This is a genomic window from Rhodanobacter sp. C01, from assembly GCF_002001045.1.
GTDB lineage: Bacteria > Pseudomonadota > Gammaproteobacteria > Xanthomonadales > Rhodanobacteraceae > Rhodanobacter.
On record NZ_MUNR01000014.1, the window covers coordinates 443,633 to 464,916 of the forward strand.

At 63.6% G+C, this 21,284-nt stretch carries 16 protein-coding genes; 9 read left to right on the top strand and 7 right to left on the bottom strand.

All coding sequences use genetic code 11. From position 1 onward, the window contains the following. Window positions 1–3 precede the first annotated feature (3 nt). The 4 genes from rpoA (at window position 4) to B0E50_RS16210 (ending at window position 3,681) form a co-directional block, all read left to right on the top strand. A complete protein-coding gene (gene rpoA / locus B0E50_RS16195) occupies window positions 4–1,002 on the top strand; it encodes a DNA-directed RNA polymerase subunit alpha (RefSeq protein WP_056714883.1) in 999 nt (332 codons plus the stop codon). Between the two features lie 208 nt (window positions 1,003–1,210). After that, entirely contained in the window at window positions 1,211–1,594 is a 384-nt protein-coding gene (rplQ, locus tag B0E50_RS16200; protein WP_077442351.1) for a 50S ribosomal protein L17, read from the top strand. Window positions 1,595–1,780: 186 nt separating this feature from the next. Further along, window positions 1,781–2,284 carry a disulfide bond formation protein B gene (locus B0E50_RS16205; protein WP_077442352.1) on the top strand — a complete coding sequence of 168 codons (504 nt, stop codon included), beginning with the start codon at window positions 1,781–1,783 and terminating at the stop codon, window positions 2,282–2,284. A gap of 29 nt (window positions 2,285–2,313) precedes the next feature. Next, window positions 2,314–3,681, top strand: coding sequence for a 3-deoxy-7-phosphoheptulonate synthase class II (locus tag B0E50_RS16210; protein WP_077442652.1), 1,368 nt, complete (start codon window positions 2,314–2,316; stop codon window positions 3,679–3,681). Window positions 3,682–3,714: 33 nt separating this feature from the next. On the opposite strand, the gene bla is transcribed toward B0E50_RS16210, so the two are convergent. Both bla and B0E50_RS16220 read right to left on the bottom strand, forming a co-directional pair. After that, the gene (gene bla, locus B0E50_RS16215) at window positions 3,715–4,599 is read right to left on the bottom strand and encodes a subclass B3 metallo-beta-lactamase (RefSeq protein ID WP_077442353.1); all 885 of its coding nucleotides are present in this window, start codon (window positions 4,597–4,599) and stop codon (window positions 3,715–3,717) included. Window positions 4,600–4,753: 154 nt separating this feature from the next. After that, window positions 4,754–6,367 carry an amidase gene (locus B0E50_RS16220; protein ID WP_139350900.1) on the bottom strand — a complete coding sequence of 538 codons (1,614 nt, stop codon included), beginning with the start codon at window positions 6,365–6,367 and terminating at the stop codon, window positions 4,754–4,756. Between the two features lie 100 nt (window positions 6,368–6,467). Between B0E50_RS16220 and B0E50_RS16225 the strand changes: the two genes are divergently transcribed. Next, window positions 6,468–7,217 (top strand): c-type cytochrome, encoded by a 750-nt coding sequence (locus B0E50_RS16225; RefSeq protein WP_077442654.1) that lies wholly within the window; start codon window positions 6,468–6,470, stop codon window positions 7,215–7,217. Then, window positions 7,214–8,503, top strand: a complete 1,290-nt coding sequence (locus tag B0E50_RS16230; protein ID WP_077442354.1) for a cytochrome c — start codon at window positions 7,214–7,216, stop codon at window positions 8,501–8,503. The genes B0E50_RS16225 and B0E50_RS16230 overlap by 4 nt, the downstream gene beginning before the upstream one ends. Window positions 8,504–8,688: 185 nt before the next feature. Here the strand turns inward: B0E50_RS16230 and B0E50_RS18050 are convergent, their stop codons facing one another. The 3 genes from B0E50_RS18050 to B0E50_RS16240 are packed head-to-tail and all read right to left on the bottom strand — an operon-like array spanning window position 8,689 to window position 10,241. Beyond that, window positions 8,689–9,027 carry a hypothetical protein gene (locus B0E50_RS18050; protein WP_139350901.1) on the bottom strand — a complete coding sequence of 113 codons (339 nt, stop codon included), beginning with the start codon at window positions 9,025–9,027 and terminating at the stop codon, window positions 8,689–8,691. Beyond that, window positions 8,963–9,529, bottom strand: a complete 567-nt coding sequence (locus B0E50_RS16235) for a mismatch-specific DNA-glycosylase (protein ID WP_077442355.1) — start codon at window positions 9,527–9,529, stop codon at window positions 8,963–8,965. The genes B0E50_RS18050 and B0E50_RS16235 overlap by 65 nt, the downstream gene beginning before the upstream one ends. Next, the gene (locus B0E50_RS16240; protein ID WP_077442356.1) at window positions 9,507–10,241 is read right to left on the bottom strand and encodes an ATP-binding protein; all 735 of its coding nucleotides are present in this window, start codon (window positions 10,239–10,241) and stop codon (window positions 9,507–9,509) included. Before B0E50_RS16240 ends, B0E50_RS16235 begins: the two co-directional genes overlap by 23 nt. A gap of 187 nt (window positions 10,242–10,428) precedes the next feature. On the opposite strand from B0E50_RS16240, the gene rng reads away from it, so the two are divergent. Continuing rightward, window positions 10,429–11,910, top strand: coding sequence for a ribonuclease G (gene rng / locus B0E50_RS16245; protein WP_077442357.1), 1,482 nt, complete (start codon window positions 10,429–10,431; stop codon window positions 11,908–11,910). 36 nt (window positions 11,911–11,946) lie between these two features. Then, entirely contained in the window at window positions 11,947–15,855 is a 3,909-nt protein-coding gene (locus B0E50_RS16250; protein WP_077442358.1) for a YhdP family protein, read from the top strand. Window positions 15,856–15,863: 8 nt separating this feature from the next. Here the strand turns inward: B0E50_RS16250 and B0E50_RS16255 are convergent, their stop codons facing one another. Then, a complete protein-coding gene (locus B0E50_RS16255; RefSeq protein ID WP_077442359.1) occupies window positions 15,864–17,063 on the bottom strand; it encodes a sterol desaturase family protein in 1,200 nt (399 codons plus the stop codon). Between the two features lie 148 nt (window positions 17,064–17,211). Here B0E50_RS16255 and tldD point away from each other — a divergent pair, with 148 nt between their 5' ends. Further along, complete coding sequence (tldD, locus tag B0E50_RS16260) at window positions 17,212–18,651, top strand: metalloprotease TldD (RefSeq protein WP_077442360.1); 1,440 nt, start codon at window positions 17,212–17,214, stop codon at window positions 18,649–18,651. A gap of 438 nt (window positions 18,652–19,089) precedes the next feature. On the opposite strand, the gene B0E50_RS16265 is transcribed toward tldD, so the two are convergent. Further along, on the bottom strand, window positions 19,090–21,141 hold the full coding sequence (locus tag B0E50_RS16265) for an alpha/beta hydrolase domain-containing protein (protein WP_077442361.1): 2,052 nt from the start codon (window positions 21,139–21,141) through the stop codon (window positions 19,090–19,092). Window positions 21,142–21,284 lie beyond the last annotated feature (143 nt).

Consider the following 21,284-nt stretch of genomic DNA (forward strand, 5'->3'; position numbering starts at 1 on the left):
TGCATGGCAGTTTCGTCAACTAGTGTGCTGCGGCCACGAGGCCTCAGCGTCGAACAGCTCGGAGCCAACCGCGCCAAGGTGGTGGTCGAGCCGCTCGAGCGTGGCTTCGGCCATACCCTGGGCAACGCGCTGCGTCGCGTGCTGCTCTCCTCGATCCCTGGCAGTGCCATCGTCGAGGTCGAAATCGATGGCGTGCTGCACGAATACACCACCCTGGAAGGCCTGCAGGAGGACGTCATTGAAGTCCTGCTCAACCTCAAGGATGTGGCGATTCGTCAGCATACCGGCGATGAAGTCACCCTGACCTTGTCCAAGAAGGGCAAGGGCGTGGTCACGGCTGGCGACATCGTCGTCGACCACTCGGTGGAAATCATCAACCCCGAGCACGTGATCTGCCACCTGACCAAGGACATCGCGCTCAACATGCGCCTGAAGGTGCGCCGTGGCGTCGGCTACCAGCCGGCCAGTACGCGCCAGCATCCGGATGATGAGGCACGTCCGATCGGTCGCCTGCAGCTGGACGCGTCGTTCGCGCCGGTGCTGCGTGTGGCTTACGAAGTGGACGCCGCTCGTGTCGAGCAGCGCACCAACCTCGACAAGCTGGTTCTCGATATCGAGACCAATGGAACGATTGGTGCGGAAGACGCGGTTCGCAAGGCCGCCGAAATCATCAACGACCAGCTGTCGGTGTTCGGTGATTTCTCGCGTCGCGAGAGTGCCACCGACAAGGCCGAGAAGAGCGGTTTCGATCCGCTGCTGCTGCGTCCGATCGACGATCTGGAGCTCACCGTGCGTTCGGCTAACTGCCTGAAGGCCGAGAGCATCTACTACATCGGCGATCTGGTACAGAAGACCGAAGTCGAGCTGCTGAAGACGCCGAACCTGGGCAAGAAGTCGCTGACCGAAATCAAGGACGTCCTTGGCGGTCGTGGCCTCGCACTCGGCATGAAGCTCGAAAATTGGCCGCCGCCGGGCCTTTCGCACGGTATGCAGTTGGGTTGATGAGTTGTTTTTGCGGTCAAGCATGATCGCAGCGATACCGGCGCACTGGCGAGTTTGGGCTTAGCTCTCTCGCCAGGTGCCAGAAGCGGCCATCCATGGCCGCACTTCTCATGAGAGCCCGTTCCACAGAGGCTCCTAATAGCGGGTAACCGCGGGAAGTCGGACCTGAGTGCCGGCTTTTCATAACAACAGATAGAGAGTTATTGCCATGCGCCACCAAAAATCCGGTCGCAAGCTCAACCGCACCAGCAGCCACCGCGAAGCGATGTTCAAGAACATGGCCTCGTCGCTGATCAAGCATGAGCTGATCCGTACCACCTTGCCGAAGGCGAAGGAACTTCGCCGCGTCGCCGAACCGCTGATCACGCTCGCCAAGACCGACGGCGTTGCAAACCGCCGCCTGGCTTTCTCGCGCCTGCGTGACAAGGAAGCGGTCGGCAAGCTGTTCGTCGAGCTGGGCCCGCGTTACAGCGAGCGTCCCGGCGGCTACCTGCGCATCCTCAAGTGCGGTTTCCGTCCCGGCGACAATGCGCCGATGGCTTATGTCGAGCTGGTCGGTCGCCCGCAGGTCGAGGCAGTCGACGCCGAATAAGCCGTTCGGGGAGACCCGCTCGCACAGGCGTTCAGACGTCCATGCACAAGAACCCGGCCGGGCAACCTGCCGGGTTCTTGCTTTGTGGCGGCAATCGACCGCAAATTTTCCGATGAATCCCGCAATCCTGCTGACAGCGCGTCGATGAACAGGTAATGTCATTGTTCCGCAACGCAGCAAAACGTTATGAATCCATTTCGCTGGTCGTACCGCGTCAGTTTTTTCGCAGGCTTCCTGATCTGTGCAAGCCTGCTGGGCTTTGCGCTGTTTGCCGAATATCACTGGAGCATGTTTCCGTGTCCGCTGTGCATCTTCCAGCGCGTGGCCTTCATCGTGATGGCATTTTTCTTTCTGCTGGGCGCGTTGCACGCGCCGCGTGGCGGCTTGCGCTGGGTGTATGCCGGTGGTGCGCTGCTTGGATCGCTGTTCGGCATCGCCGTGGCGGGGCGGCATCTGTGGATCCAGTCACTGCCAGCTGATCAGATCCCTTCCTGCGGGCCACCGCTGGACTATCTGTTCAGCGCGTTTCCATTCGCCAAGGTGCTGCAGCTGGTGTTCACCGGTTCCGGCGAATGCGCGAAGGTTGAGCCAATCCTTGGCCTGCCGATGCCGGCCTGGACCCTGCTCTGGTTCATTGTGCTGGCCGTGCTGGCGATCGTGGCCACGCGTCGCCAGGTCCAGAAGAAATGAATGCTTCCACCGTGATCAAGGCCGTACCCATGAACGCCGGTTTGCCCAACATCTCCGTTCCCAGCCAGTGGGCTCCCGATTCGTGGCAGCGGCACGTGGCGTTGCAGCAACCGCAGTATGAGGATGCGGCCGAGCTGGCTGCGGCCGGTGCCCAGCTGGCCCAGCTGCCACCACTGGTGACTTCCTGGGAGGTGCTGGCGCTGAAGCAGTCGCTGGCCGAGGCACAAGAGGGGCAGCGCTTCCTGCTGCAGGGCGGTGATTGCGCGGAAAGCTTTGCCGACTGCACCAGCCCGATCATTTCCAACCGGCTGAAAGTGCTGCTGCAGATGAGCCTGGTGCTGGTGCACGGGCTGAAGAAGCCGGTGTTGCGCGTGGGCCGCTTTGCCGGCCAGTACGCCAAGCCACGCTCGACCGACAGTGAGACTCGCGACGGACAGACACTGCCCAGTTTTCGCGGCGACGTGGTCAACGGCCCCGAGTTCACCGCGGCGGCTCGTCGTCCCGATCCGCAGCGGCTGATCCAGGCGCATGCGCATTCGGCACTGACCATGAACTTCGTGCGCGCGCTGATCGACGGCGGCTTCGCGGATCTGCATCACCCGGAATACTGGGACCTGGCCTGGGTCGAGCATTCGCCGCTGGCTGCCGAATACCGCCAGATGGTCGCCGGCATCGGCGATTCGCTGCGCTTCATGGAGACACTGGCCGGACCGATCGCCGGGTTCTCCAAGGTGGATTTCTTCACCTCGCACGAGGCGCTGCTGCTGCATTACGAGCAAGCGTTGACGCGGCAGGTGCCACGTCATCCCGGCTTCTTCAACCTGTCCACGCATTTTCCCTGGATCGGCATGCGCACCGCCGCGCTGGACGGCGCGCACGTGGAATATTTCCGTGGCATCCGCAATCCGATCGCAGTGAAAGTTGGACCCTCGGTAACGCCGGCGCAGCTGCTGCCGCTGATCGATGCATTGAACCCGCAGGACGAACCGGGGCGGTTGACCCTGATCCACCGCATGGGCAATGCAAAGATCGCCAGCGCACTGCCGCCGCTGCTGGAGGCGGTGAAGCGCGAGGGTCGCCGCGTGCTGTGGGTCGCCGATCCGATGCACGGCAACACCGAGAGCACCTCGAACGGTTACAAGACGCGGCGCTTCGACAATATCCGCGGCGAACTTGACCAGGCGTTCGATATCCATGCCGCCGCCGGTACGCGATTGGGTGGCGTGCACCTGGAGCTGACTGGCGAAGACGTCACCGAGTGCATGGGCGGCGCGCGTGATCTGTCCGAGACGGATCTCGATCGTGCCTACAAGTCGATGGTCGATCCACGCCTCAACTACGAGCAGTCGCTGGAGCTGGCGATGCTGATCGTGCGCAAGTCGGGCGGGATGGCCTGACGTGCATGGTGCGAAGGCAGCTGCGCCGCATGTCTAATGCGCGGCATGCGTCTGCTGTTGCTCCCGGGCCAGGCGCGCTTCGAGCTTGAGACCTGCTGCGGCGGCATACGCCTGACAGGCCTGCGGGTCGATCAGCGGATCCGGCTGCTGTCCCCGATCGCGTGCCGCCACCTTGTCCATGAAGTCGATGGCGTCGGGATGCGGAACCATCAGGATGTCGCAAGGCAGCGCGGTAACCGTCGCCAGGGAGTGACGGAAATCCTCCACGCGATGTGTATGCGTGGCATCGTCGCTGAAACGGAAACCGCCCGCGCTGATGGCAGTGAGACTGTCGGCATAGACCATGGACAGGCAGCGACCCTGTTCGCACGAACGCCAGGTCCATGAGGTACTGCCCGTAGTGTGCCCCGGCGTGTAGTGCGCCGTCAGGGTGATGTTGCCCACACGTACCGTGCCGCCGTCGGGCACCACGCCAACATGGGTGACGGGTGGATAGGGTATTGCTTCGCCGAATAGCGGATCTTCCGGATCGTTGCCACCGGCCATCAGCGCGCGCGCACCCGCCGAACTGGCACGTACCTGGGCGCCGCTGACACGCGCCAGTTCGGCGATGGCGCCCGCATGATCTGAATGCGCATGCGAGTTCAGAATCACGCGAATATCCTCGACACGGAATCCAAGCGCACGGATATTCGCTTCGATCAGTGGCGCATTACGCTGCAGGGTGCCGTCGATCAGGATGTTTCCCTGTGGCGAGGTGATCAGGACGGCACTGAGGCCCTCGGTGCCGACGTAGTAGGTGTTGCCGTAAACCCGGAATGGCTTGTGTGGCTGGTGCCAGCTGGGTTCTTCGGCGTGGGCTGACAATGCGGTGATCGCAGCTACGCCGATCAGCAGACGGCAAACGGATCGTTTCATGCAGTTATCCATGCGGATGGCCCGTGGGTCGAGGGAAGGAGTTGGTCGTGACGACGCTTGGAGCCATTTGCGCCAACGACTTCCGCAGTCTGTCGTGTCCACGAGGCTGAACAGGGTGACGTGCCGGTCAGACGTGTGGCCGATTTGGGGAGATTTACGGACTGCCGGCGAGTTGCGGCGTGCCTTCCACGGTGTCGAGAAACTTCGGTGGCTGCCATGCTTGGCTGTGCTGCTCGAAACCGTAGGCGATCGAGATCAGCGTCGGCTCGCTCCATTTCGCGCCGAACAGCACAATGCCGATCGGCAGGCCGTGGGTCCAGCCAGCCGACACGGTGATCGAGGGATAACCGGCCACCGCGGCAGGTTGTGAGGCTCCACCAATGGTCGGGTCACCGCTGAGGATATGGTCGCCGAGGATCGGATCCGTGACGAAGGCTGGCCCTTGCGACGGCGCCAGCAACGCGTCCAGATGATCCTTTGCCAGCGCGGCGTCGATGCCGTCCGGGCCGGCCAGCTGCTTCGCCTTCGTCAATGCATCGGTGTATGCCTTTTCCGTAAGCGGCCCCTTCGCCTCGGCCCGCTCGAACAGTTCCTGCCCGAACCAGTGCATCTCGCGTGCGGCCTCGCGCTGGTCGAACGCGATCAGGTCGGCCAGCGTATGCACCTTCAAGCCGGTGCGGGTGGCGAGGTAAGCGTTGATATCGTGCTTGAAGTCGTACTGCAGCACTGTCGATTCCTGCGCGCCCAATTCGCTGAGGTGTGGCAGCGTTACCGGATCGACGATGATCGCGCCTTGCGCCTTCATCGTCGCAATCGCCTGCTCAAGCACGCGGTCCGCGTTCGGCTCGGCGCCGGCCAGCTGACGCACCACGCCGATACGCTTGCCCTTCAGGCCATTCGGATCGAGCGAACGGGTGTAGTCAGTGGCATGTTTGTCGGCGTCCGCGGTAGCCGGGTCACGCGGGTCGCTGCCGGCGATCACGCTCAGCAGCGCGGCGGCATCAGCCACGTTGCGTGCCAGCGGACCGGCGGTGTCCTGGTTGTGGCTGATCGGCACGATGCCGTTGCGGCTGACCAGCCCCAGGGTGGGTTTGATCCCGACGATGCCGTTCATCGAGGCCGGGCAGATGATCGAGCCGTCGGTTTCGGTGCCGATCGCCACCGTGACGAGTCCGGCCGCCACGGCTGCCGCCGAGCCTGCACTCGAGCCGCATGGGTTGCGGTCGAGCGCGTACGGATTGCGTGTTTGTCCGCCGACTCCGCTCCAGCCACTACTGGCATTGCTGGAACGGTAATTTGCCCATTCGCTGAGATTGGTCTTGCCCATGACCAGTGCGCCCGACTTGCGCAGGCGTTCCACCAGTGCGGCGTCGTGGGGTGCAGATGCATCGGTGAGCGCAAGCGAGCCGGCCGTGGTGAGCATGCGATCGCCGGTGTCGATATTGTCCTTGAGCAGTACCGGAATGCCATACAGCGGACTGCGTGTCTTGCTACGCCGTGCCGTGTCGAGCGCCGCGGCAAGCTGCAGTGCGTCGGGGTTCGTCGCGAGCACCGCATGCAGGGCAGGGCCGGACTGATCGATCTGCCGGATGCGTTCGAGAAATTGCCGGGTCAGCTGACGGCTGTCGAGCGTGCCGGCATCCATGCGCTGCTGCAGTTGCGCGATCGATGCGTAGGTGGCCGTGGGCGGTGTGGCCGCGGCGGCGCTGGCCGGGGCGGCGAGCAGGGCAGTGACGAGTGCGGCTAGACAGACGGCTGGACGGCTCACGGTAACCCCCGGGTTCGACGAATGCGGCATGTTGTCGCGAAGCACCAGCTTAGCGCCACGCGTGACCGATCATCAGCTGCCGCGCGCGTACAATCGCACGATGAACACGAATGCCAGCCTGTGTCCTGCCAAGCCATTCGGTGCTGTGGTCCTGCTTGTGGCCGCCATGCTGTTCGGCGCTCCACTCCGAGCTGCCGATGCGCCACCGATTCCAGATACCTTGCAGCAACGCATCGCCGCCTGCACCACCTGCCATGGCGTGCATGGCGAAGGCACGCCGGGCAGCGGCTATTTCCCGCGCCTGGCCGGCAAACCGGCGGCTTACTTGGCGCGCCAGATGCAGGATTTCCGGAACGGCCTGCGCAAGTACGCGCCGATGGAATACACCGTGCGCCAGCTGAGCCCGGCGTACATGCAGGAGATCGCCGAATACTTTGCGGCGCAGCAGGTGCCCTACAGCCGTTCACCGTTGCCGCCGGTTTCCGCGGCCACCCTGCAGCGGGGCGAACAGCTGGTCAGCAAGGGCGATCCTGCGAACAAGATCCCCGCGTGCGCCAGTTGCCACGGCAGCCAGTTGACCGGCGTGCAGCCGTCCACGCCGGGACTGGTGGGTTTGCCGTATGACTACATCAGTGCGCAGCTGGGCTCCTGGCGCACGCGCACCCGCGGCACGGTGGCGCCGGACTGCATGGCGGTGGTGGCCAACCGGCTGAGTGATTCGGATATCACCGCAGTGGCGGCTGCGCTGGCCAGTCGCCAGTTGCCGGCCGACACGCATGCACAGATGGCCGGCTCGGTGACGCCGCCGTTGCCGTGCGGTGTGCTTGGTGCGACGGGAGACGGCACATGAAATGGTTGCGTCGACTGTTGTTGCTGATCGTGGTGTTGATCGTGTTGCTGCTGGGCTGGTTTTTCTTCGGTGGAGGTCATCAGCCGACATCACCGGCCATGAGCAAGGTGACTGCTGCAACGCTGCATGATCCAGCCTTGATCGCGCGCGGCCAATATCTGGTCACGGTCGGTGACTGCGCCGGTTGTCATACCGCGCAGGGCGGTGCTGCCTTTGCCGGAGGCCGCGCGCTGGCTACACCGTTCGGCAATATCGCGGTACCCAACATCACGCCGGATGGCGGCACCGGTCTGGGACATTGGAGCTTCGAGGATTTCTGGCAGGCGTTGCACAATGGCAAAGGACGGCATGGTGAACTGCTGTATCCGGCGTTCTCGTACACCTCGTATACCAAGGTGACGCACGACGATGCGCTGGCCATGTACGCGTACCTGCAATCGTTGCCGCCGGTACATAGGCCACCCACCGCATCGACGCTGGAATTTCCCTACAGCGTGCGCAACAGCCTGACGGCGTGGCGCGCACTCTACTTCAAGGAGGGCGTGTTCCAGCCGGATCCGAAGCAGTCGGCGCGATGGAACCGTGGCGCCTATCTGGTGCAGGGGCTGGGTCACTGCAACGAATGCCATGCGGCGCGCGATTCGCTCGGCGGCACACCGCAGGACGTGCATCTGACCGGCGGCCAGATCCCGCAACAGAACTGGTACGCGCTGGATCTGAGCACGAGGCAGAACGGCGGCCTGCAGGGCTGGAGCGAACAGGACGTCGTCGACCTGCTGAAAACCGGCCAGTCTGCCAAAGGCACTGCGTTTGGTCCGATGGCCGACGTGGTGGCGAGCAGTACCCAGCACATGAGCGACGACGACCTGCGCGCGGTGGCGATCTATCTGGATTCGCTGCCTGCGCGGGCACCGTCGCCGGAGGAACCGTCGGCGTTCAATGCCAATGCACTCGTGGTGCAGGGTGAAAAGGTCTACACGCAGCGTTGCGCGGATTGCCACGGCAAGGATGGCAACGGCGTGGCCGGCATCTACCCACCGCTCAACGGCAACTCTTCGGTCACCGAACCAAGCGGTATCAATGCGACCCGTGCAGTTCTGCTGGGCGGCTTTGCGCCGCTGACCACCACCAACCCGCGACCGTACTCGATGCCGCCATTCGCCCAGCAATTGAGCGACGCCGATGTCGCGGCGGTGGTCAGCTATATCCGGCATACGTGGAACAACAGCACACCGGCGGTGATGGAGCGTGATGTCAGCAAGTATCGGCAGACACCGATGGATTGATTGCTGGTCCACCAACGGGTCGCGTTGACATCATTGCGGCATCAAAAATGGACTTCCGGCAGATCGGCAGTCGTCGCTCAGCACTTACGGCATGTGGTCTCGTCAGGGGGCATCTTCCGCATGCTGCAGACCGGTAACCTTGGGCATGTTCCAGCGTTACCGCTGCTTGAGTCGTGGTTGATACTTCATGACTTGCCTGAATCGGCAAGATAATCGATCACGGCGATGCCGCCGAAGATGATGAAGACAATCCCGCCTATGAGCGACCAAATGGGAAACATCACCAACTTCACTACATGCCGCATATAGCCCCCTGTCTCACAATATTGATCGACCATTGTGATGGCTGGAGATGACGCTACGGCGACATCCGTTATTGCACGTGATGTCTGCGCTGAATTGGCAGCGTTGAGGTGTCCTTGGGATTTTCGGCTGCCGGGATTCGCTTGTCCCGGGTTTTCAACGCTTTCGATCGATTGCAGTTGTTTGCATCGATCGGATCGCTTCAGCGGCTGAAAGATCAACGCGGTCTGCCAACACCTGCCACGGTGTCAGATCCCAATGGCCACGCGCCTGTCCAGATGGCGACGGCAGCACGAATAACCTTGTGCTGCCGATGCTCTCGCTTTGCAGGCCGTGATCCACCGCATGTCCGAGTGCCGCACGTGCCGCATTCTTGCTGGTGAACGCGAGCAGACGTGGCTGGTGGCGTTCGATCTTGGCGAGCAGGGCGGGCACATCGAACGCATCGCGTGGCAGCTCGTCGTCGTTGCCGCTGTGGCGCTTGGCCAGATCGGTGAGACCGATGCCGTACTCGGGCAGCAGCGGAAATTCCGATGGTGCCAGCCGACGCGGGGTCAGGCCGGCCTCGAACAATGCGCTCCAGAACAGGTTGCCTGGATGGGCGTAGTAGGCGTGTTCGGCGGCAGAACGTTTGCTGGCGGCGGTACCGCAGAACACCAGCTTCAGGCCCGGGCGCAGCACGTCGGGCAGGATATGGCTTTCAGTCGACTTCGGCATGACCATCGAGCTGGTTGTTGGCGGGTCGGCTGTTATCAAGTATGAAATCGGTGAACTGGAAACGTCCGTCGCGCAGCACCGATTCGCCGCGGCGCAGTTTGAGCGGTTGGCGGAACAACGGGCCGGCGTAACTCAGAGTATGGAATTCGCCACGCTCGCCGCATGGATCGACGCCAGCTGGCAACGTGTCGAGCAGGGTGGCATCGTAATGGCGGCCGCAAAAGGCGGCGTCGAGCTGCTGGGTGTCGACACAGCACAGCATCGCGCGGTGACCTTCGCGAACGAAACGCCGCGACAGCCTGGCGGTGTCCTCGCCCCACAGCGGAAACACCGCGCGCCAGTTGTCGCGGCCGAGCTGGCGCACGCGGTAGTCGCGCACATCTTCGAGGAACAGATCGCCGAACGCGCAATGGCGGATGCCGGGCCAGCGCATGCGCGCCTCGACCAGTGCTTGCGCATGGGCCTGTTCGTAAGCCTCGTTGCTGCCGGGCCAGTCCAGCATGACTTCGAGCAGCGGCTGGCCCAGCGCGGTGGCCTGCGCCAGCAGCACTTCGCGTTGCACGCCGTGCATGGCGATGCGCTGGTAGTTGCGGTTGACCGTGGTGAGCAGGCCGACTACCTGCCATTGCGGATCGGCGAGCAGCCGCTGCAGTGCCAGCAGGCAGTCCTTGCCGCCGCTCCAGGCCAGCAGGATCGGCGTTGTCTTGGGCGTGCCCATGATTCCTGAACTCCCGAGTTTTCTTCTGGACTGCAACGGCGCGGCCGGTACGTCCGCCAGCGGCATATCTAGCGTGCAACAGCTTATTTTGCGGCATCCGGCACGCGAATACCGATTCGCCGCAATGGTTCATCGACAGTTCGTGGTTGCAGCCGCTATAAAGATCACCTGTCCGGGGGAGTATGCGGTGAGCGAAGAAATACTGATCAACGTGACGCCGCGCGAGACGCGGGTCGGCGTGGTCGAGAACGGCATGTTGCAGGAAGTGCACATCGAGCGGGCCTCCAAACGGGGTTATGTAGGGAACGTCTACAAGGGCCGGGTGCAGCGGGTGATGCCCGGCATGCAGGCGGTGTTCGTGGAGATCGGGCTGGAGCGTGCGGCGTTCCTGCATGCCTCGGATATCGTGCGTACCGCGCTGGCTGCAGACGGGACGGAGTCGAGCGGCAACGGCAATGGCCACATCCCGTCCATCAGCGAACTGGTGCACGAGGGTCAGGAAATCGTGGTGCAGGTGGTGAAGGACCCGATCAGCACCAAGGGCGCGCGGTTGTCGGCGCACTTGTCGATCCCTTCGCGTTATCTGGTGCTGCTGCCCTACGCGCGCACGCTGGGCATTTCGGCGCGCATCGAGGACGAGACCGAGCGCCAGCGACTGAAGGACGTGCTGACGCCGCTGATCGGCGAAACCCCTCTGGGCTATATCGTGCGCACCAATGCCGAGGGTCAGAGCGCCGAATCGCTGGCGTTCGATGTGGCCTACCTCGGCAAGGTGTGGCGGGTGGTGCAGGAGAACATCGCGAAGGCGAAGGTCGGCGAGCGCGTCTACGAGGAACTCTCGCTGCCGCTGCGCAGCCTGCGCGACATGCTCAACGACGACATCGAGAAGGTGCGGGTGGATTCGCGCGAGACCTTCGAGAAGGTCGCCAAGTTCGTGCACAAGTTCATGCCGCATCTGGACGACCGCATCGAGCACTACGACGGCGAGCGGCCGATCTTCGACCTGTACGGCGTCGAGGACGAGATGCAGCGCGCGCTGAAGAAGGAGGTGCCGTTGAAGTCCGGCGGCTACCTGATCGTCGACCAGACCGAGGCGATGACCACGATCGACGTCAACACCGGCGCCTATCTCGGTTCACGCAACCTGGAGGAGACGGTCTACCGCACCAACCTGGAGGCGGCACAGGCGGCGGCGCGCCAGCTGCGGCTGCGCAACCTGGGCGGCATCATCATCATCGACTTCATCGACATGAACGATGAGGAGCACAAGCGCCAGGTGCTGCGCATGCTCGGCAAGGGTCTGGCGCGCGACCATGCCAAGACCACGGTGTACCCGATGTCGGCACTGGGGCTGGTCGAGATGACCCGCAAGCGCACCACCGAAAGCCTGGCGCGCCAGTTATGCGAACCGTGCCCGGCCTGCAACGGGCGCGGCGTACTGAAGACCGCCGAGACGGTGACCTACGAGATCTTCCGCGAGATTACCCGCGCGGTGCGCCAGTTCAACGCCCAGCAACTGCTGGTGATGGCCAATCCGCTGGTGGTGAACCGCATCCTCGAAGAAGAGTCCAATGCGGTGGCCGAACTGGAAGAGTTCATCTCCAAGAGCATACGCTTTCAGGCCGAAGAGCATTATTCGCAGGAACAGTTTGATGTCGTCTTGCTGTAAATCCGGCTGCTGCAAATCCGAGCGGGATCGCCGCGCGTGAACGCGTTGTGGCAGCGATGGCTGCATGGTTGCGCGCGCGCGCTGGGCTGGGTGGCCGGGGTCGGCGTGATCATGCTCGCCGTGACAGCGGCGCTGGCGCAGCTGTTGTTGCCGCTGCTGGCGCGGCACCCGGCCTGGGTGGCCGCACAGCTCAGCCAGCGCATAGAGCGGCCAGTCAGTTTTGCCTCGCTGGAAGGGCGCTGGACGCCGTCCGGCCCGTTGTTCGTCATGCACGATGTGACGGTCGGGCCCGCGGCCGGCGAGCAGGACAACATGCTGCAGTTGCCCGAGTCCGAATTGAAGCTCGACTTTGGCGGCTGGCTGTTGCCGTCGCGGCATCTGCTCAATCTGCATGTGCGTGGCATGCAACTGGATTTGTCGCACGATGCCGCCGGCTGGCATATCAATGGCATCGGCGTCGCCGGTGGCGCCAACCGGCAATCGTTCACACCCGGGCGGATGTCGCTGGATCTGTGGCTGGAAGACCTGCGGGTGGATGTCACCGACGCCGTGCTCGGCAAGCATTACACCCTGCTGGCTCCACAACTGCGGCTGAGCCGGCAGGGCAGCCAGATCCGCTTCGGTGGCCTGTTGCAGCGCGGCGGCGTGGATACGGCCCTGCGCACTGCCGGGCGTTTTCGTCAGGACGGCAGCAGTGGCCGGATCTGGCTGGGTGCGAAGGATGTCCAGCTGAAGCCACTGCTGGAAGGCATCGACCTGGGCGGCTATACGGCCGATCAGGGCCATGGACAGGTGTCGGCATGGCTTGACTGGCACAAGGGCCGGTTGACCAGCAGCCTGATCCGTTTCGACCTGGACGCGCTGGCAGTGACCTCGCCCGCGGGAGCCACCGCCAGCGTGCCGGCCCTGCATGGGCTGGTCGGCCTGCGTCAGACCGACGATGGCTACGATGCGCGCTGGGCAGGTGATGACCGCAGTGCGCTGGCGCTTGGCCTGCATCAGCCGGGCGGCCCGCAGGCGAGCGTCGGCGTTGCCGCGCGCGAGTTGCAGCTGGGTCCGCTGCTGCCGTGGCTGGCGCTGGCGCCGGACCTGCCGCATGGCGTGGCCCAGTGGCTGGGAAGCGGGCATCCGCATGGTGACTTGAGCAAGGTCGCGTTGCAGTGGAATCGCGCCAGTGGCCTGAGCACGCTGGATCTGACCTTCAGGGATCTGGGCATCGACCCGGTCGGCGGCTTGCCGGGGCTGAGCGATCTGCACGGCGAGATGCGCGGCGATGCCGAGGCGCTGTCGCTGGAGTTGCCGGAGCAGGCTGCCACGCTGCAGTTTTCCCATTTGTTTCGCCAGCCGTTCGTGCTGTCGAAGCTGGCCGGCACGCTGGCATTCTGGCGCGAGGACGACGGCTGGCACATCGGTGCCGATCCTCTCGATTTCACCGGTGCCGGCTATGCCGGTCAGGCACGCGGCGAGGCGACCTTGCCGGCCGCGGGCGGGGCGCCGTTCCTCGACCTGTACGCCATGGTGGATCGCGCCGACGTGCAGGCGGCCAAGCTGTTCTGGCCGGTGAGCACGATGCCGCCGGCGACGGTCGCCTGGCTCGATCGTGCGCTGGTGGCTGGCCAGGTCGACCAGGCACAGGTGCTGGTGCGCGGCGATCTGGCCGACTGGCCATTCCATCACAATGAGGGGCGTTTCGAGGCACGTGCGCAGATCAGCGATCTGACGTTCGACTACGGGGATGACTGGCCCCACGCCGAAGGCGTCAGTGCCGTGGCCAGCTTCGTCAACAGTGGCATGCTGATCGAGGCCAGCAGCGGCCAGTCGCTTGGCGTGAAGGCGGACAAGGCGGTTGCGTTGATTCCGGATTTCGGCGAGGGGCTGCTCGATCTCAATGTGCAGGGCAATGGCAGTGGCGCCAGCCTGATGAACTTCGTGCGCAATAGTCCGATCGCACGGCGCCAGGCCGACACCTTGGCCAAGCTGACCCTTGGTGGTACGGGCACGTTCGATTTCCATCTGAGCCTGCCGCTGAAAAAGATCGAGGATGCCCAGCTCAGCGGCACCGCGCAATTGCAGGATGCCGACCTCAGTGCGGCGGAATGGAACCTCCAGCTGGACAAGCTCAACGGACCCTTGAATTTCGATCTGCATGGCATGCAGGCCGGCCCGCTGGTCGCCAGCTATCACGGCCAGCCATCCAGGTTGCAACTGGCAGTAGCCGGTGCCAATAGCGATCCCGCCACCGTGCTGTCGGCGCAACTGCAAGGCAGCTATCTGGTTGCCGAGCTGGTGAAGGACTATCCGTCACTGGGCTGGCTGGGGGAGCTGGCTCACGGCCGCAGCGATTTCACGATCGGGTATACGCTTGCCAAGACGCCGGGCCGCGATGCGCTCAACCAAACCCTCAGCGTCGATTCGCCGCTGCTCGGCACTGCGCTTGACCTGCCGGCGCCGGTGCACAAGTCGGCGGAGGCCAGCCTGCCGCTGCATCTGACCTTGGGCCTGCCGGTCGGCGGCAGCGATGTGCAGGTAGCGTTGGGCCAGGTGATGCGGGAGCGTCTCCGCCTGCCCGCCGATCCGAAGCAGCCGGTAGCGGGCACGCTGGCGTTCGGCGACCAGATGCCGGATGCGCTGCCGTCGAAAGGTCTGCGCATCCGTGGCCATGCGAGCCAACTCGATGTCACCGGCTGGGTGCAACTGGCGGCGGGCGGCAGCGGTGGCAACGGCCCGGGTCTGGAAAGCATCGACGTCAGCACCGACCAGGCTGAATGGTTCGATCATCCGCTCGGCGCGATGACGATCCAGGTGAAGCCGCAAGGCGACGTACTGAGTGCGGACATAAGCGGCGTCGCGATGACCGGCAATTTCAGCGTGCCGACGCAGGAACTGGACAAGCGCGGCGTCACGGTGCGCCTGCAGCGGCTGTACTGGCCGAAGAGTCCGACTGCGGAGACGTCGCCGGCGGCCACGACCGGCGCCGCCGCCATGCCGGCAGTCGATCCGGCCAATACCGGCGTCAATCCGGCCGCCTTGCCGCCGTTTCACATGTGGGTAGGCGATCTGCGTCTGGGCGATGCGAAGCTCGGCGAGGCCCGCCTGGAAACCTGGCCCACCCCGAACGGTTTGCACATCGAGCAACTGCGGGCGCTATCCAGCCGGGTGCAGATCAATGCCAGCGGCGACTGGAATGGCGGTGCCACCAATAGCCACACGCACATGAAGATCAGTTTCGCGGCCGACGATCTTGGCGCAATGCTGGGGGCGTTGGGCTACGACGGCCTGGTGAACGGCGGCAAGACCAACGATCAGCTCGATGCCAGCTGGCCGGGTTCGCCAAGCGCACTGTCACTGGCCACCATGAACGGTACGCTCAGTATCAAGGTCAACGACGGCCGGATTCCCGAAGCGTCGTCACCGGGTGTGGGGCGGTTGCTTGGGCTGGTCTCGCTGGCCGAATTGCCGCGCCGGCTCGGCCTGGATTTCGGCGATGTATTCGGCAAGGGACTGGCGTTCGATTCGATTGCCGGCGACTTCCATCTGGCCGATGGCAATGCCACCACCAGCAACCTGAGGATTAACGGGCCGGCAGCCAACATCAGCGTCACCGGCCGCACCGGCCTGCGGGCGAAGGATTACGATCAGCAGATGACGGTGGTGCCGCATCTCGGCAACAGCCTGCCGCTGGTCGGCGCAGTGGTAGGTGGCCCGGTCGGTGCCGCTGCCGGTCTGGCTGTGCAGGGGCTGCTCGGCAAGGGCCTGAATCATGCGGCGATACGGCGCTATCACGTGACTGGCAGCTGGGACAAACCCGTGATGACCCTGGTGGAGAAGCGCGATATTCCGCTCAAGCCCCCATTGGTCACACCCTCACTGTTGCCGGCGCAGGCGTCGAGCGTGTCACCGCCGCTGGCCACTCCCGCACCGGCCAGCAGCGTGGGCAGCCACTGAGGCGATGCTCAGGATTCAGTTGTCTCCTGCTTGCGACGGAACGGAAACATCTGCTGCTTCACGAAGCCGTCGGGCATGTAGTCGCCGACCACGCCATAGCGTTCCGGGAACTTGTTCTTCGATTTCACCGCGGTGCCAAACAGGTAATCGAGAAACGCATAGTGCGCGGCGTAGTTCCGGTCGATCGCCTCGTCGTCGGAGGCGTGGTGCCAATGGTGGAAATCCGGCGTCACCAGCACGTACTTCAGCGGCTCCCACGGCAGATGCACGTTGGCGTGGTTGAACACCGCCTGGAAGCCGACGATCAGGATGTAGCCGTTCATCGCCGCCTCGCTGAAACCGAGGATGTACAACGGCGCCAGCACGCAGACGCGGGTGAAGATCAGCTCCAGCATGTGCTGGCGCGAGCCGGCCAGCCAGTCCATCGTCTTCACGCTGTGGTGCACCGAATGGAAGCGCCAGAGAAACGGCACCTCGTGGTACGCGCGATGGGTCCAGTACTGCGCCATGTCCGCCACCAGTACGCACAGCAGCAACTGCGGCAGAAACGGGATATCCCGCACGGCCTGCTGGAAGTGGCTGCTGACCAGCCAGCCGAACAGGTGATGCAGCAGAAAGTTCACCGTCAGCAGCGCGAGGCCGACGATGAAATGGTTCACCGCGAAATGCTTCAGGTCGGTCTGCCATTCCCTGCGGAAGATCGCCTGACCCTTGTACAGCGGGAACAGCTTCTCGATCACCACGAAGATCAGCGTCGAGCCGAGCAGGTCGAGGATGAACCAGTCCAGCCCGATATATGGCGTGTGATCGGGAAAGTTGCCCACCGGCACGCGCGAGCCGCCCAGTGCGACCGCAGCGAATACAAGCAGGAACGACACGATATTGAGATTGCGCTGGCGGTTGAGGACCAGGTTGCCCAGCGAGATGCCGCCGGCGACCAGCAACCCGACCAGCAGCAGCTGGCGCAGCACGTCGACCGAGTACTTGTGGCGCAGATCCGGCGTGGTCAGGTATTGCGGAAAGTGAAACGCCAGCACCGCCAGCAGGCACAGGAAGCCCAGCGACAGCGCGATCGTGCTGCTGATCCAGCCCAGGCCCGGTTTCATCTCGCCATCGTCGTGCAGCAGTGCGCGGGTTTCCGTGACCGGTGCCCTCACCGCGTGGCTGATGGCTTTGCGGGTCACACCGCGCCTGGAATGCTCGCTCATCCTGTGGCTTCCCCTTGAACGCCGGCCGGCGTCACCGTGGATGGTAGCCCAGACATCGCGTTCGCCGCATTGAAGCAGCCCGGGTTTAAAGCAGGCCCGGCCAGCCCCATGTGGCATAGTTCCTGATCGAACGTAAACGACGAGCCCCATGGATTCCCTGATCGCACTGGCACAGAGCAAGCTGCTTACCCCTGGCGGCATCGCCACCGGCGACCTCGACCGCGTGTTCACCCAGCTGATGGGCCCGTCGATCGATGCGGCGGATCTCTATTTCCAGCATTCGCGCAGCGAGTCATGGTTGCTAGAGGAGGGCATCGTCAAGGACGGCAGCCATTCGATCGAGCAGGGCGTCGGCGTGCGTGCGATCAGCGGTGAGAAGACCGGCTTCGCCTATTCCGACGAGATCGTGCTGCCGCAGCTGCTGGAAGCCTCCAAAGCCGCGCGCGCGATCGCGCATGACGGCAACGGTGCAGGCAAGCCGCTGGCACTTAACGGCGCGCGCCAGCTGTATCCTGCAATCGACCCGGTCGAGAGCCTGCCGAACCCGGACAAGATCGCGCTGCTGCGCGAGGTCGATGCGTATGCGCGTTCGCGCGACCCGCGCGTCAAGCAGGTGATCGTGAGTCTGGCCGCGACTATCGACACGATCCTGATCGCCGCTTCCGACGGCACGCTGGCAGCCGACGTGCGTCCGCTGGTGCGGCTCAGCGTGCAGGTGATCGCCGAGCAGAATGGTCGGCGCGAGCAGGGCAATTCCGGCGGTGGTGGCCGCTACGGTTATCGCGAGCTGATCGAGAACGGCCGCGCACTGGCGTTCGCTGACGAAGCAGTGCGACAGGCACTCGTGAACCTCGACGCTGTCGATGCGCCCGCCGGCAGCATGACCGTGGTACTCGGTCCGGGCTGGCCCGGCGTGCTGCTGCACGAGGCGATCGGCCACGGCCTGGAAGGTGATTTCAACCGCAAGGGCAGCTCGGCGTTTTCCGGTCGCATCGGCCAGCGTGTTGCCGCCAAGGGCGTCACCATTGTCGACGATGGCACGTTGCGGGGTCGCCGTGGCTCGCTCAGCATCGACGACGAAGGCACGCCGACCGCGTGCACCACGCTGATCGAGGACGGCATCCTCAAGGGCTACATGCAGGACAAGCTCAACGCGCGCTTGATGGGCATGGCGCCGACCGGCAACGGCCGGCGCGAATCGTTCACGTCGCTGCCGATGCCGCGCATGACCAACACCTACATGCTGGCCGGTTCGCATGATCCGCAGGAGATCATCCGCTCGGTCAAGAAGGGTTTGTATGCGCCCAACTTCGGTGGTGGCCAGGTCGACATTACCAACGGCAAGTTCACCTTCTCTGCCAGTGAGGCGTATCTGATCGAGGACGGTCGGATCACGCGGCCGGTGAAGGGTGCCACGTTGATTGGTTCCGGCCCGGAAGTGCTCAATCGCGTTTCGATGATCGGTAATGATCTGGCACTGGATGAAGGCGTAGGTGTGTGCGGCAAGGATGGGCAAAGCGTGCCGGTCGGTGTGGGCCAGCCGACATTGAAGATTGATTCGATGACGGTGGGCGGGACGGCTTCGTAACCGCGGAGTCGCCACGCGGCGAGCCTGCGCCAGCACCCACTGTAGGAGCGACTTCAGTCGCGACGCTCTTCCAGTTTTTGTGGCCGCCGAGAATCAATGGCTTTCGTCTGCCTGCGGCAGCCGAGTCACTTTTCTCTTGCGTGGCCAGGAGAAAAGTGACCAAAAGAGAAGGCCACCCCGCTTGGCGCTTGCCGCCCATCCATGGGCGGCAAGTCCGTGAGCCGGGGCCGGAGCGGAAAAGCCTGCAAAGCCAAGCTTTTCGATTCGACGTGTGAGTTTCTATATCTACAAACGGTCAGAAGCGGACAACCGCCTCCGTGGACGAGGGACGCCCTTTACCACTAATTCTTGGGCGGATCGCTATTCATCCCTACACCTGCGGCATTGCGCCCGGAGAATCGCATGGAATCCGCCATGCCGATGCAAGGCCGGAAGGTGCTATTTCGTCGCACCTTCCCGTTTGCCCAGATACCAGTCGAGCTTCATCGTATCGTCCCAGTTCCTTCCCATCTTCGCGAGAAGGTCTTCGCGCTGGATCGGCAACAGGAATCGCTTCGCAATCGCGTTGTCGATGGACGCAGCAGCGGCTTTCATGAAGCCATCCCGGTTGCCGTAACGTTCTTCAATCGACAGTCTGGGGTCGTGTACGGCCAAGCGTTCGTCACGCGTATGGGCGAACGGGATAAAAGCGCCGTTGAGGCCGGAAATGAAACCAAAACGTGCGAGTTCCGGCGACTTCCAGTTCCAGGCAGTGTAGGTGCCCAGCGGTACCGAGGACATGGCGCCACGCCAGCCGCCCAGTTCGTTGCCGTCGTCATCGACCGCAGGCACGAGCAGCGGATATCTTGCGCCGACATGCACCGGCTCGGTGATGATGCCTTCGCGCGCGTAGTCGTGGCCCATGCCAAGCTGCCACAACGGCGGCGGATTGGCCGGCACACGGATCCCCGGAATCGCCGGGAATTTCAAGTCGGCCGCGGCGACGAGCGTGGAGCCCAGCACCGGTGCAATCGTCGGCGGCGGCGCGATCTTGTCGACCACCCACCGGCGAAGGTTCTCAAGCTGGGCATTCATGCCATCGGCCAGATCGACATTGGCATTGTAGGGATAGGCCGCTTCTTTGCCGGCTTCGGTGAACTGGCCTGGAAACTTCAGCGCATGCGGCACGCCAGCAAAGTAATAAAGCCGGCTGTCCGCTCCCAGCGCGATCCGCCGCTTGCCATCGGTAGTCGTCTGCAGCAGCGACGCGTTGCGCGCCCAGTATTCGGAGCTGCTGATGATGTACATGATCTTGGGTACGGTGTTGTCCTGCATTGCACGGTCCAGCAGGCCGGAGTCGCCTTTGCCATCGATATCCGGCGTCGGAACATCGGCGAATGGATACAGGTCCACTGCGCGCGCGTCGCTCATCACCGAGTTGCCCGCCTCGCCAGGCAGTGCGTAACGGTGATTGAACGAGCCGCGGCCCGCTCCGGCGGTAGTAATGAGCATGCCGTCGAACACGCGCTGGCCGTCCGGGCCCGTGTTGAAGCCACGGTAGACGAAGTCGCGCAGGAAGCGTCCGCCTTGCGAATAGCCGAATGCGAAGACCGCGACGGCATCGCCGGAGCGATCGTTAATCCCGGCAGCAATGCGCCGGGTCTTCAGATACATCGCGAAATCGCGAAAAGCCGCCTCACCCAAGCCCATCACCGCCGCATCCTCACCCTCGTAGACGAGGCTGAAATACGTATCCGCTGCCGCAGGTTTGTCCAGCACGATGGCGCAACGAGCGTCGTTTTTCTTTTCTACCGACACTGCCGCAAAATGCCACGACTTGCGCGGCACCACGATGCCTGGATCGTGGAAATCGGCCAGCAAACGAAGCTCCGCTTTGCGCTGTTTTGCATCGTGCGCGCAGTAAAAGCCGTTGTATGCCAAATCGAATGTCTTGCGGTCTGGCGTCATGTCCTCGGCGGCAAAGGTTGCGCGCGCAGCACTGTGCACGTGCGCAACGGGAACCTGGAGGCCGAACTGATCGGGTTCCTCTCTGGCCTGCCAACCCACCCACGCCAGCGTATAGCCAAGTTTGAAGAAGGTGGGATCCGTCAGCTCTTGCACCTTCTCCGGCGACATCAAGTCCAGCCCGTCCTTGGTTTCGAAGAAAACGCCGTCCATCTCCGTGCGTCCACGGTTTGCCACTTCGATCAGCGCCGTGTGATTGCTGCGCGCGGCATCGACAGGACGAATGATCACGAATGGGCCGGCATACTCGACCAGCCCGCGCGCATTGACCGGTGCAAAACGAATATCGGTGACATCACGCGCAGCTTTGCTGCGTGGATCGATGGCGTAATGGACGGTTCCGCGCAGAACTTCGTATGCGCCCACCTGCCCGAAGGTCTTTCCACCGACCCAAGGCTGCCGGCTGGTAACGTCAACAGACAAGACCTCAGCGTGTGCCAGCGACGAGGCGAGAACACAGGCAAGCAGTGCGATACGTTTCAGCATAACGATCTCCTCTTGTTTGAGTGGCGTGCGGTTGCGGGCACACGGAACCCCGAGCGGCGGCCCGTATATGACCTGTTGTGTTGCGCGTCGAGGGGTTAAAGCCCTGTAGCCCGCGGGTCAGATGCTTGCGTGACCCGGCCAGC

What these genes read in the sequence shown, in the direction of transcription:
- B0E50_RS16265 (WP_077442361.1), bottom strand. Translation starts at nt 21,141, where the DNA reads ATGCTGAAACGTATCGCACTGCTTGCCTGTGTTCTCGCCTCGTCGCTG.
- B0E50_RS16205 (WP_077442352.1), top strand. Translation starts at nt 1,781, where the DNA reads ATGAATCCATTTCGCTGGTCGTACCGCGTCAGTTTTTTCGCAGGCTTC.
- rpoA (WP_056714883.1), top strand. Translation starts at nt 4, where the DNA reads ATGGCAGTTTCGTCAACTAGTGTGCTGCGGCCACGAGGCCTCAGCGTC.
- B0E50_RS16225 (WP_077442654.1), top strand. Translation starts at nt 6,468, where the DNA reads ATGAACACGAATGCCAGCCTGTGTCCTGCCAAGCCATTCGGTGCTGTG.
- B0E50_RS16235 (WP_077442355.1), bottom strand. Translation starts at nt 9,529, where the DNA reads ATGGTCATGCCGAAGTCGACTGAAAGCCATATCCTGCCCGACGTGCTG.
- tldD (WP_077442360.1), top strand. Translation starts at nt 17,212, where the DNA reads ATGGATTCCCTGATCGCACTGGCACAGAGCAAGCTGCTTACCCCTGGC.
- bla (WP_077442353.1), bottom strand. Translation starts at nt 4,599, where the DNA reads ATGAAACGATCCGTTTGCCGTCTGCTGATCGGCGTAGCTGCGATCACC.
- B0E50_RS16255 (WP_077442359.1), bottom strand. Translation starts at nt 17,063, where the DNA reads ATGAGCGAGCATTCCAGGCGCGGTGTGACCCGCAAAGCCATCAGCCAC.
- B0E50_RS16210 (WP_077442652.1), top strand. Translation starts at nt 2,314, where the DNA reads ATGAACGCCGGTTTGCCCAACATCTCCGTTCCCAGCCAGTGGGCTCCC.
- B0E50_RS16240 (WP_077442356.1), bottom strand. Translation starts at nt 10,241, where the DNA reads ATGGGCACGCCCAAGACAACGCCGATCCTGCTGGCCTGGAGCGGCGGC.
- B0E50_RS16230 (WP_077442354.1), top strand. Translation starts at nt 7,214, where the DNA reads ATGAAATGGTTGCGTCGACTGTTGTTGCTGATCGTGGTGTTGATCGTG.
- rplQ (WP_077442351.1), top strand. Translation starts at nt 1,211, where the DNA reads ATGCGCCACCAAAAATCCGGTCGCAAGCTCAACCGCACCAGCAGCCAC.